This window comes from Streptomyces sp. NPDC050738 (assembly GCF_040654175.1).
Lineage (GTDB): Bacteria > Actinomycetota > Actinomycetes > Streptomycetales > Streptomycetaceae > Streptomyces.
The window spans coordinates 457,036-468,947 of the sequence record NZ_JBFAHN010000007.1; the positions used below are offsets into that span (position 1 = coordinate 457,036).

At 70.3% G+C, this 11,912-nt stretch carries 8 protein-coding genes and 1 pseudogene; 5 read left to right on the top strand and 4 right to left on the bottom strand.

Annotation, left to right across the window (positions count from 1 at the left end; all coding sequences use genetic code 11):
- Window positions 1-7 precede the first annotated feature (7 nt).
- Together AB0H78_RS21230 and AB0H78_RS21235 are read right to left on the bottom strand one after the other, a co-directional pair.
- The gene (locus tag AB0H78_RS21230; protein ID WP_363236044.1) at window positions 8-1,492 is read right to left on the bottom strand and encodes an MFS transporter; all 1,485 of its coding nucleotides are present in this window, start codon (window positions 1,490-1,492) and stop codon (window positions 8-10) included.
- A 106-nt stretch (window positions 1,493-1,598) separates the two neighbouring features.
- The gene (locus AB0H78_RS21235; protein ID WP_363236045.1) at window positions 1,599-3,164 is read right to left on the bottom strand and encodes an AMP-binding protein; all 1,566 of its coding nucleotides are present in this window, start codon (window positions 3,162-3,164) and stop codon (window positions 1,599-1,601) included.
- Window positions 3,165-3,619: 455 nt separating this feature from the next.
- Between AB0H78_RS21235 and AB0H78_RS21240 the strand changes: the two genes are divergently transcribed.
- Both AB0H78_RS21240 and AB0H78_RS21245 read left to right on the top strand, forming a co-directional pair.
- Window positions 3,620-4,393, top strand: coding sequence for a CoA transferase subunit A (locus AB0H78_RS21240; RefSeq protein WP_363236046.1), 774 nt, complete (start codon window positions 3,620-3,622; stop codon window positions 4,391-4,393).
- A 3-nt stretch (window positions 4,394-4,396) separates the two neighbouring features.
- Window positions 4,397-5,047: a 3-oxoacid CoA-transferase subunit B gene (locus tag AB0H78_RS21245; protein WP_363236047.1), complete on the top strand. Its 651-nt coding sequence runs from the start codon at window positions 4,397-4,399 to the stop codon at window positions 5,045-5,047.
- Here AB0H78_RS21245 and AB0H78_RS21250 read toward each other — a convergent pair.
- Window positions 5,034-7,022, bottom strand: a complete 1,989-nt coding sequence (locus AB0H78_RS21250; RefSeq protein ID WP_363236048.1) for a GAF domain-containing protein — start codon at window positions 7,020-7,022, stop codon at window positions 5,034-5,036. The genes AB0H78_RS21245 and AB0H78_RS21250 overlap by 14 nt on opposite strands.
- A 39-nt stretch (window positions 7,023-7,061) precedes the next feature.
- The gene (locus AB0H78_RS21255; RefSeq protein WP_363236050.1) at window positions 7,062-7,877 is read right to left on the bottom strand and encodes a 3-hydroxybutyrate dehydrogenase; all 816 of its coding nucleotides are present in this window, start codon (window positions 7,875-7,877) and stop codon (window positions 7,062-7,064) included.
- Window positions 7,878-8,118: 241 nt separating this feature from the next.
- On the opposite strand from AB0H78_RS21255, the gene AB0H78_RS21260 reads away from it, so the two are divergent.
- The 3 genes and pseudogenes from AB0H78_RS21260 to AB0H78_RS21270 form a co-directional block, all read left to right on the top strand.
- Window positions 8,119-9,588 carry a tannase/feruloyl esterase family alpha/beta hydrolase gene (locus tag AB0H78_RS21260; RefSeq protein WP_363236051.1) on the top strand — a complete coding sequence of 490 codons (1,470 nt, stop codon included), beginning with the start codon at window positions 8,119-8,121 and terminating at the stop codon, window positions 9,586-9,588.
- A gap of 255 nt (window positions 9,589-9,843) precedes the next feature.
- Window positions 9,844-11,169 carry an MFS transporter gene (locus AB0H78_RS21265; protein ID WP_363236052.1) on the top strand — a complete coding sequence of 442 codons (1,326 nt, stop codon included), beginning with the start codon at window positions 9,844-9,846 and terminating at the stop codon, window positions 11,167-11,169.
- A gap of 107 nt (window positions 11,170-11,276) precedes the next feature.
- Window positions 11,277-11,912: pseudogene (locus AB0H78_RS21270) on the top strand (hypothetical protein); the annotation flags it as partial.

An 11,912-nucleotide genomic window follows, 5' to 3' on the forward strand; every position in this document is an offset into this window, starting at 1 on the left:
TCCAGGCCTACGGAGCGGCAGCGGCCGACAGCGGCGTGGCGATGTCCTCCAGCGAGCGGCGCTCCGCCCTCACCGCGAGGAACGCCGCCACGACTCCCGCCGCACACATCAGCGCGGCACCGATCCGGAAGGCGAGCACGGTGTCGCCCACCACTCCCGATTCGGTGAGGTCGGCGAAGACCAGCGGACCGCTGATGCCTCCCGCCGCCGTGCCCAGGGCGTAGAAGAACGCGATCGCCATCGCCCGGGTCTCCATGGGGAAGATCTCCGAGACGGTGAGGTAGGCGCTGCTCGCGCCGGCCGAGGCGAAGAAGAGGACGGCGCACCAACAGGCGGTCATCGTCGTCGCGTTGAGCGAACCCCGGTCGAACAGCCAGGCCGTACCGAAGAGCAGGAGGCCGGAGACCAGATACGTCGACGAGATCATGATGCGCCGGCCGACGGTGTCGAAGAGTTTGCCGAGCAGCAGCGGGCCGAGGAAATTGCCCGCGGCGATGACGGCGAAGTAGTAGCCGGTCCTCCCGCTGGGGACGTCGAAGAACTGTGTGAGGATCGCACCGAAACCGAAGGTGATGGCGTTGTACAGGAATGCCTGGCCGATGAAGAGCGACAGGCCGAGCGTGGCCCGTTTGGGATAGTCCCGGAAGACGGTTTTCGCGATGAGACCGAAACCGATGCTCTTGCGCTGATGGATGGTGATCTCGCCCTCAGCGGGCGGCAGTTGTGCCCCCTTCTCCTCCTCGATCTCCCGTTCCACCCCGTCGAGGAGCGCATCCGCCTCGTCGCCGCGACCGTGGATGAACTGCCAGCGCGGGCTTTCCGGGACGTGCCGGCGTACGAGAAGGATGACGAGGCCCAGGACGACGCCGAGAGCGAAGGAGAGCCGCCACCCCAGGTTCTTGGGGAAGATGTCCGTGTCGAGCAGCACGATCGACAGGAGCGAGCCACCGATCGCGCCCAGCCAGTAACTGCCGTTGATGATCAGGTCGACGCGTCCGCGGTACTTGGAGGGGATGAGTTCGTCGATGGCCGAGTTGATGGCCGCGTACTCCCCGCCGATGCCGAATCCGGTGAGGAACCGGAAGAGGAAGAACCACCAGGTCTGGAAGGACAGCGCGGTGAGTGCGGTCGCGCTCAGGTAGACCACCAGCGTGATCATGAACAGGTTCTTGCGGCCGTACCGGTCGGTGAGCCAGCCGAAGAACAGTGCGCCCACGCAGGCTCCGGCCACGTACAGGGCCGCCGAGATCCCGGTGATCTGCGCGGAGGAGATGGCCAGGCCGCTGCCGTCCTCGGAGAGACGCCCCGCGATGTTGCCGACGGTGGTGACTTCCAGACCGTCAAGAATCCATACGGTTCCGAGCCCGATCACGATCATCCAGTGCCACCGCGACCAGGGCAGCCGGTCGAGGCGGGCGGGCACGGCCGTGGTGAGGGTCCGCGCCGGCCCGTGGGGCGAGGCAGCTGGAGCCGGTGTGGGTGACGCGGTCATGGCTCGCCCTCCCTGGTCTGCTCCCTCGTCGGTGAGGGAGCGTTTCCAGGGTTCCCATGAAGTGCGGGTCCACACGCGGCAGAGCAAAGAGCAGCGCGTCTTCGCGTCAGCGCTCCGCCCGCGCCTGTGTGATGCGACGCAGCGCTTTGCGGTCCAGTTTCCCGACGCTGGTCAGCGGCAGCTGTTCGAGGACGTGCACCTCGCGCGGGTACTTGTTCGCGGCCAGGCGCTCACGTGCGTACGCGACCAGTCCGGCGGGGTCGAGTACGCAGCCGGGACGCGGCGTCACATAGGCCACGACTTCCTCGCCTAGGCGGTCGTCGGGCCGCCCGACGACTCCGGCGGAGGCGATGTCGGGATGGGTGAGCAGGGTGTCCTCGATGTCGCGCGGATAGACGTTGAAACCGCCGCGCAGGATCAGGTCCTTCTTGCGGTCGATGACGTACAGGTACCCGTCGTCGTCGAGGGACCCGATGTCGCCGGTGTGCAGCCAGCCGTCGCGCAGCGCGAACCGGGTGGTCTCCGGAGCTTTCCAGTAACCGCTCATGACGCCCTTGGCGCGGACGCAGATCTCGCCGTCGGCCCCCGCGGGCAGCGGGCTGTCCGCATCGTCACGGATCTCGATGGCGTAGCCGGGGATGGCCTGGCCGACCGCGCCCGGCCGCATGTGGCCCGGCCGTGTGGTGGAGATGACGCAGCCGGACTCGGTGCAGCCGTAGCCGTCGAGCAGCTGGCTGCCGGGCACGGCACGCTCCCAGGCGGCGCGCAGCTCGGCGGGCAGCGGTGCCGCGCCGCTGCCCACGTAGCGCAGCTGCGACAGGTCGGCGCTCTCCAGGGGGAGGTCGAGCAGCATCCGGATCATGCTGGGCACCAGAGTGGTGCGCTGGACGCGGTGCCGCTGGGCCAGGTCGAGCCAGCCGGCCGGGTCGAACCACCTTTGAAGTACGGCCAGTTGGGGTTCGAGTGCGTGCCAGCCGACGAGGGTGACGATCAGTCCGTACGCGTGGGCCAGCGGCAGTGGGACCAGGGTGTTGGTGATGCCGGGCACCCGGCTCGCGCTGTGCGTGGCGAGCGAGCTGGCGTACAGATTCTGGTGGGTGAGCATCACGCCTTTGGCGCGGCCGGTGGTGCCCCCGGTGTAGAGCAGGGCGGCCAGGTCCTCGTCGGCGCGCAGCACGATGCCGCTCTCGTCGGCGGATTCCAGGTCGTCGAAACCCAACCGACGTATGCCCTGCGGTAGTTCGATGCCCTCCGCGCCCGGCCGGTCGTCGGTGAGCACGATGTGCCGCAGTGCCGGTGCGGACCGCGCCGCGGTGGCGACGGTGGCCAGCAGCGCGGTGCTGGTGACGAGAGCGGTGGCGGCCGAGTCGACCAGAACATGGGCGAGTTCATCGGCGGAGAGCAGGAAGATCACGGGGGTGACGACCCCGCCGGCACGCCAGATCGCGGTGTAGGCGACGGCCACTTCGGGGCAGTTGGGGAGCATCACCACGACCCGGTCGCCCGGTCGTACGCCGAGCGAGACCAGACCTGTGCCGACACGCGCGGCGCGCGACAGTTGCTGCCCGGAGCGGTACGCGTGTCCCTCGAAGAGGAGAGATTCGTGGTCGCCGAGCCGTTCGTAGGCGTCCTCGGCGAGTGCGGCGAGGTTGAGCGTGTGGTCGGGCAGCATGAACGCTCCTGTCTGTGGCGTACAACTGTCCGTCGGGACCGGAGCGAACATCAAGGGTCGGGTCCGGATCCCTTCTCCCGCCGGGGCGTGAGCGCCGAGTCGTGCGGGACGCCAGTGGATGGAATCATGGGTTCCGATCAGGGGGTGCGTCACGAGAAAGGATGAGACATGTCCTCGAAACGACGTCGCAAGAAGAGGGCCCGCCGCAAGCACGCAGCGAACCACGGCAGCCGGCCCCAGAGCTGACCCGCAGGGCGAGGAACCCGCCCCCGTGCCTGGTGGGCGGGTCCCCGGCCTTGTTCTGGGCTGTCAGTCCTACATCCGCGAAAGCCTCTCCCGAGTGGGCGGTGGCTCCTACACCTGTCGCCCGGACCGTAGTGGCGGGCTACATACCCGTCAGCTCCTCCCGCGGCGAAGGTGGAAGCCACCAGACCCCAGGGAAACGGAGAGGCAAGATGGACAAGGTGGTGGATTCGGTCGCGGACGCCGTGGTCGACATCCCGGACGGGGCTTCGCTCGCGGTCGGAGGGTTCGGACTGTGCGGGATCCCGTCGACGCTGATCGCCGCGCTGGCCCGGACCCGGACATCCGGGCTGCGGGTGGTGTCCAACAACTGCGGTGTGGACGACTGGGGGCTCGGCCTGCTGCTGCGGGCCGGCCGGATCGCCCGGATGACGTCGTCGTACGTGGGCGAGAACAAGGAGTTCGCACGGCAGTACCTCTCCGGTGAACTGGAGGTGGAGCTCACGCCGCAAGGCACTCTCGCCGAGCGGCTGCGCGCCGGCGGCAGCGGCATCCCGGCCTTCTTCACTCCGGCAGGCGTCGGAACCCAGGTCGAGGAGGGCGGTCTGCCGTGGCTGTACGCAGCCGGCGGCGATGTCGCCGTGGCCTCCCCGCCCAAGGAGACAAGGGAGTTCGGCGGCCGGAGGTATCTGCTGGAGGAGTCGATCACGGCCGACTTCGCGCTGGTGCGGGCAGAGGTCGCGGACCGGCACGGCAACTGCGTCTTCCGCAGCGCCGCCCGCAACTTCAACCCCCTGGCGGCGATGGCGGGCCGGATCACCCTGGTCGAAGCCGAACGCATTGTGGAGCCAGGGGAGTTGGACCCAGGTGCCGTACACCTGCCCGGTGTGTACGTGGACCGGATCGTCGCCGCGGACCCCACCGACAAGCGCATCGAGCGCCGCACCGTCCGACCCGCCGTCCGGCCCGCCGCCCAGGAGGCATGACCCATGGCACTCGACCGCGATCAGCTCGCCGCACGCGCCGCCCGTGAACTGCGCGACGGCCAGTACGTCAATCTGGGCATCGGCCTCCCCACCCTGATCCCCGGCCACCTCCCCGACGGCATCCACGTCGTACTCCACTCCGAGAACGGCATCCTGGGCGTCGGCCCCTACCCGGTGGACGGTGCGGAGGACCCGGACCTGATCAACGCGGGCAAGGAGACGGTCACCCTGCAGCAGGGATCGGCGTACTTCGACTCCGCTTTCTCCTTCGGGATGATCCGTGCCGGGCGCATCGACGTCTCCGTGCTGGGTGCCATGCAGGTCTCGGCCGGCGGTGATCTGGCGAACTGGATGATCCCCGGAAAGATGGTCAAGGGCATGGGAGGGGCCATGGACCTGGTCCACGGCGCCCGCCGCCTGATCGTCGTCATGGAACACACCGCGAAGGACGGCACCCCGAAGATCGTCGACGAGCTCTCCCTGCCCGCGACCGGGCGGGGCGTGGTGCACCGCATCATCACCGACCTCGCCGTCATCGACGTGACGCCCGAAGGGCTCGTCCTGGCCGAACTCGCCCCAGGCGTCGGCTTCGACGACGTACAGGCGGCCACCGTGCCCGAACTGCGCGTTCCGGCCGGAGTCACAGCCCTCTGATCACGGGCCCGCCCTGGAGCACTCGCGGACCCGTTCCGCGCCGGCCCGCCTGCGACACGAGGTAGATCCGCAGCGCCAGCTGGATCTCCAGGGCGCGTTCGGGGCTCTCCCAGTCCCGCCCCAGGAGCGCCGCGATCCGCTCGATGCGCTGCACCACGGTGTTGACGTGCACGTGCAGCAGGTCCTTGGCGCGGATATGGCTGCCCGCGACGGCGAAGTACGCCTGCAGCGTCCTCACCAGCTCGGTTCCTCTGCGCTCGTCCCAGTCCAGGACAGGCCCCAGGACCCGGCTGACGAAGCTGTCCGTGTCCTGTTCCTTGCCCAGGAGGACCCCGAGGAAGCCGAGGTCCGCCGCGCAGGCCCCGTCGCCGGTCAGGCCGAGCACCTGCATGGCGCTGAGACAACGCCGTCCTTCGGTGTAGAAGCCCGGCAGCGCCGCCGGACCCTCGCAAGGGCCGGCGGCGACGACGCTGACGGGGACGCCGAGCCCCTGGGAGAGGTGGTCGGCGGCGGCCCGGGCGGCCTGGCCGGGCGCGGTTCCGTCACCGGGAATCAGCATGACCGCGCGCTGCTCGTACTCGCAGCACAGTCCTTCGCGGCCGAAGAGGTACTGCTGGGCGCCGGCGGTCAGCTTGTCGTTCGACTCCGTCCCGGCCTCGGCGACCAGTACCAGGTGCGGGCGGTTCAGGTCGACTCCGAGCCGGTGGCCGCGCTCGGCGAGCAGCGCGGGGTCGCGTCCCGCTCCGTCCAGGAGGTCGGTGAGCAGTTCGCCGCGTACGCGGTTCTCCGTCTCCGCGACGGTGCGGCGCAGCAGCAGGAGCAGAGCGGTGATCGTCCCGGCGCGTTCGAACAAGCGGCGGTCGGGGCCGTCCAGGTCCGGTCGTCCGTGCAAGGCGAGGCTGCCGAGCAGTTCCTGCCCGGCCAGCACGGCGCTGTACCAGCACGCCCCGTGCGGGACCGAGCGGCCCTCGGTCCGCGAACGCGTGACAGCGCTCAGGAGCGCCACGGGATCCGGCGTCGGGGCCTGCCTGTCGCCACCCGCCTGGGCGAGCACGTCCCCGCGAGGGTCGAAGATGGTCAGGCGGCCACCGAGGAACTCGGCCACGGCCTCGGCGACTTCGGACACCTCCGAGCCGCGCAGCACCAGGTCGGTGAGCCGGTCGTGCGCTTCCGCGGCGCGCTGCGTCGACACCGCGTGTGCCTGGATGACGGCATTGGCCTCCGTCAACTCCCGCGCCGCGGCCTTGGCTTCGGCGAGTGCCTTGGCCGTGTCGATGGCGATGGCGGCGTGAGCGGCCAGCGAGCTGAGCAGGGCCACCTCATCGGGGGAGAAGCTGCGCGGGCTGCGGTCGGACGCGAACAGCACGCCGATGACGTTCCGGTCACCGGCCCGGCCGGGCCCGAGGATCAGCGGCACGCCGAGGATCGCGACGAGCCCCTCGTCCAGCACACCGTGGTCGATGGTCTGGGTGTGCTGGAAACGCTCGTCCGTACGGTAGTCGGGGGAGGCGTACGGGCGTCTCGTCTGCGCCACCAGGCCACCCAGGCCCTCGCCCATCTGGAGCCTGAGCTGCTGGAAGGCGAGGGAGACCGAGCCGTCGGTGACCCGCATGAAGGTGTCCTTCGTCGCCTCGTCCACCAGCGTGAGATACGCGGTGTCCGTGCCCAGCAGGGTTCGGGCCCGCCGCACGATCGAGTGCAGTACGGCGTCGAGATCGCGAAGGGCCGCCAGGTCGCCGGCGGTGTCGAACAGCGCGGTGAGTTCTGCTTCACGGCGGCGCTGCCGGCGCAGCACCTGCCGGACACCGAGCGCGGTGGAGACCGCCCGGTCGATGTCCCGTAGATCCTGTTCGCCGACGCCGTCGGCGCGGGCATGTGCGGCCACCGCGGTGTACTCCTCGGCGGAGGCGTCGGTGGCCAGCAGTTCCACCAGATGTCCGAGAGCTGCGGTGGAGCGGGCGGTGAGCTGTGACATGGGAGGACCTCGGAGACGATGGGCGGGGGGAGAGGGAGGTCAGTGAGCGGTCCAGCCGCCGTCCAGCGGCAGCGAGGCACCGGTGACGAAACCGGCGTTCTCCGAACACAGCCACAGCACCGCTGCGGCGACCTCCGCCGGCTCGATGAGGCGCTTGATGGCACTGCGCTCCAGCATGATCTTCTCCAGCACTTCCGACTCCGCAATGCCGTGGGAGCGGGCCTGGTCGGCGACCTGCGCCTCGACCATGGGCGTGCGGACGTATCCGGGGTTCACGCAGTTCGACGTGACGCCGTGGGGGGCGCCCTCCAGAGCCGCAACCTTGCTCAGGCCCTCCATCGCGTGCTTGGCGGCGACATAGGCGCCCTTGAACGCCGAGGCGCGCAGCCCGTGCACGGAGGAGAGGTTGACGATACGGCCCCACCCCTGGGCGTACATGTGGGGCAGGGTGCGGCGGATGATGCGGAACGGGGCCTCGACCATGACCTTCTGGATGAGGGCGAAGCGGTCCGGCGGGAACTCGTGCAGCGGCGCGACGTGCTGGAGTCCGGCGTTGTTCACGACGATGTCGACGGCGGAGGGGAGCAGGTCGATGGCCGAAGGGTCGGACAGGTCGCTGACGCAGGCCGTGCCGCCGGTCTCCTGGGCCACCTGGTCGGCGGCCTTCTTCGCCACGTCGACGACGTACACATGAGCCCCGGCATCGGCGAGTGCGACGGCGCAGGCGCGTCCGATGCCGCCCGCCGCGCCGGTCACCAGGGCGGTCCGACCGGCGAGAAACCGGGCCGTGGGTCCGGACGCGGAGGGACCGACGTGGCGGGCGGCGTCGCCCTCGGGGGTGCGGGTGGTGTTCATGCACGTCACGGTAGGCAGCGGGTCGACCGCGGGACATGGTGCCGCACGCCATGCCCGGAGCGGCCGGGCTGGTCGCGGACCACATGGAGCCCGAGCCCCTGGAACCCATCGGGGCGAATCGGCCCGCCATGGTGTCAAGGGCCCTCGTCGGGGCCGTCACCGTGGCGCCCCCACACATGTCCCGTACGCCGACCGCACACCTAACCTCCGGCCTGTCCAACCATCGCCTTGGAGGCATCGGATGCTCGCACCCCGTACGGAATCCACCCCACCCCGCAGACGGCCCGGGCGGCGAGCCGTGCTCGGGGCCCTGTCGCTCGCGGGCGCCTGCTCGCTCGTCGTCGCCTCGGCCGTGGCGGCGCCCGCTGCCGGCGTGCACGGCACGCCGGCCGGCCACTGTGCCGGCCGCGCCGTGCTGCACGTACCGGGCGCGGTCCGCCAACAGGCCGACTGCCTGGAGGAGTTGACCACTGCGGGAACCGCGGCATCGGGCCACACCGACCCCGCCGACTACGCGGGCCTCACCCCCAAGGACCTGCCCACACCGAGCGGCGTCCCCGGGATCCAGATCGACGGCTACTTCCCCGACACGTCGACCACCAACACCAACCACGGCTGGAACCACGACGCGCAGTTCGTCATCCGTCTCCCCGACCACTGGAACGGCGGCCTGGTGGTCTCCGGAACACCGGGCAACCGCGAGCAGTACGCCAACGACCGCGCGATCTCCGACTGGATGCTCTCCCGCGGCTACGCCTTCGCCGCGACGGACAAGGGGAACACCGGCCTGTCCTTCTACCGCGACGGCACCCGCCCCGGTGACGCCATAGCCGAATGGAACACGCGGCTGACCCAGCTCACGCGCGCCGCCCGCGCCGTCGTCACCGAGCGCTACCACCGCCCGCCCGCCCGCACGGTGGCCACCGGCATGTCCAACGGCGGCTATCTGGTGCGCTGGCAGCTGGAGAACCATCCCGAGCTGTACGACGGGGGAGTGGACTGGGAGGGCACGCTGTGGCGCTCCGAGGGCCCCAACCTCTTCACCTTCCTCCCGCCCGCGCTGCGTGCCTATCCGGTGTACGCGGCCGGCGGCCCCGGAGCGGAGGAAGCCCGGAACGCCCTGCACGATGCCGGATATCCGGCGGGGTCGGAGTTCCTGTGGCCGTACCACCACCAGGTCTACTGGGACCTGACCCAGCGCATCTACCGCGAGGAACTGGACCCCGGCTTCGACGGAGCGGCCGAGGCGGGCACCCCGTACTGCGCCTCGGGCACCCCGGACTGCGACACCGACTACGACTACGCCGCCCGACCGGCCGCGGTCCACCGAGCCGTCGACCGCATCGCCCTGACCGGCCGCATCGGCAAGCCGCTGATCACCCTGCAGGGCACCCTCGACATGCTGTTGCCGATCAGCAAGGACTCCGACGTCTACGCCCGCATGGTGCGCCAGGCCGGGCGGGGCGCGCTGCTGCGCTACTACCGCATCGAGGACGGCACCCACACCGACTCCCTGGTCGACGCCTTCCCCGACAAGCTCCGCCCGATGGTCCCGTGCCACCGGTCCGCCTTCGAGGCGTTGGAGAAGTGGCTGGGCGGCAAGGGCCGTCCTCCGGCGAGCCACGCCGTCAAGCGCCCGGCTGCCGCGGACGCCACGACCTTGCTCACGAGCTGCCCGCTCGACCAGCGTTCCGACGGCGGCACTGCCTGACCGAACCGATCGTCGAACACGAGATCCAGGAGGTGATCGCCAAGGCGGCGGGGGGAGTCCGGCACGATCCGTGCCGGTGCCCAGTTCCCTGCCGCGCATGGTGGGCGTCTGCACATGGCCGGGCCCGCCGGCCGTAATCGATGCTGAACACCCATCAGCGGCTCCCCCGCACCTGCGCATGCGCAGCGATGCGTGGGTGGGCTCTCCCCTCTTGGCAACCCTGCCGCGCACCTGTGTGCGGCGGGAAGGATCGTGATGCTCACTGAATCCGATGCGGTACACGCGGCCGCAACTCGTACGGCGATGCGGCGGCTGCTCTCGATCCTCGGCCTTGCGTACTTCATGTCGTACGTGGATCGGACGAACATCGCGCTGGCCAAGACGCAGTTGGAGGCCGACATCGGCGTCGGCGCGGCTGCGTACGGACTCGGCGCCGGGGTGTTCTTCGTCAGCTACGCGTTCCTGGAGATACCCAGCAACATGGTGCTTCACCGCGTGGGCGCCCGCGTGTGGATCGCACGCATCGCGGTGAGCTGGGGGCTGGTCTCGGCGGCGATGATGTTCGTCCAGGGCGAGAGCTCCTTCTACGCGCTGCGCTTCGCCCTGGGCGCCGCCGAAGCAGGGCTGTACCCGGCCCTGATGTACACGGTCACGCTCTGGTTCTCCCAGCGGCACCGGGTGTCCGTGGTCGGGCTCATCTATACCGCGCCCGCGCTCGCGACGATTCTGGGGGCGCCGGCCGGCGGTGGGCTGATGCGGCTAGACGGTGCGGGCGGGCTCGAGGGCTGGCAGTGGATGTTCATGATCGAGGGCCTGGTGACCGTCGCGATCGGCGTGTACGTCTGGTTCGCGCTTCCGAGCCGCCCGCACGACGCCGGCTGGCTCTCCCCGGGGCAGGCCGCTGTCCTGTCCGAGCGTGCCGCCGCCGGAGCTCAAGCCTCCCCGCACCGACTCCGCGGGAACCTCAAGGCGGCCTTCGCGCGTCCGATCGTCCTCTTGCTGGCAGCCACCTACTTCGTGAACCAGCTCATGTCCTCCGCGGTCGGTTTCAACCTGCCGTCGATCGTGGAGGGCTTCGGCATCACGGACTCCCTCGCCGTGGGTCTCGTGGCGGGCAGCATGGGCGTGCCCATGCTCGCGGGCGTCCTGTTCTTCCCCTGGCTGCAGGTGCGGACCGGCAAGGACACCCGCCTGATCGTGCTCTGCGCGGTCGCCGGGACCATGACCATGACCGGCTATGCGCTGGCGTCGGGCGTGGCCGTGCAGTTCGCCACGCTGTTCGTCGGCAATTTCTTCCTGATGGGTACGCTGCCCCTGTTCTGGTCGGTGGCGATGTCCCGTATGTCGGGCCTCATGGCTGCCGTGGGACTCGCCTTCATCAACACGATCGGCTTGCTCGGAGGCTTCTTCGGGCCCGTCGTCTTCGGCATCATCGAGGACCGTACGGGCAGTTCACGCGCCCCGTTCGCCTTCGTCGTCGCCGCGGGGCTTCTCGGGATCGCACTGGCCGTCGTCCTGAATCGGACCGTTCGACAGGACGAGGCGGATATAACCGTCCGGATCGCCGCAGCCGTCGACTGACCGCACCGCACATCCGGCATGTGCCGATGCCCAACACGCACCGCCGTCACCTGGGCATCGGCACGCGGCTCTTCCGCCCGTGGAGTGCAGGTGCCTATCCTGCCGCCATGAACGAAGAGTCGGCGCTACGACGCGAGCTGGCCTCGACGCTGCTCGACGACATCGACTGGCTCATCGCCGACCTCAAGTCCGATATCTGCGCCCACAGCGCCCGGTACGCCAGCGGTCGGCCCGTCACCCACGAGGATCTGGCGCTCACCCTGCGCGGCAACATGCAGCTGGCGCTGCGCGAGTTCGGCGGACTGGCGCTCAGCGGCGACCAGTTCGAGGCCGTCGCCGCCGAGAACGGACGGCTGCGCGCCGAGCAGGAGATGCCGCTGGCCACGGTGCTGCAGGCGTACCGCCGGGGTGGACGGGTGCTGTGGCAGGCCATGGCCGACTGGATGCGTGACCGGCCGCCCGCACAGCAGCGTCTGGTGGGGGACATGGCGGGTGCGGTATGGGAGACGATCGACCGGTTCTCGTCCGCGATGGCGGATGCGTACCGGCTCCGGACCCTCGAACTGCAGCATCATGAGGCCTCCCGACGCGGCGCGCTGTTCGAGGCGCTGCTGGACGGCCGGGCCGGCGATCCGGCGGTGGGCGCCCCGGCGGCCCCCGCGCGGGGGGGGGGCCAACCCCGCACGGGCCGGGGGGGGCGGGAGAGCCGCGGCGGGGGGCACGGGGGATTGGACCGGGGGGAG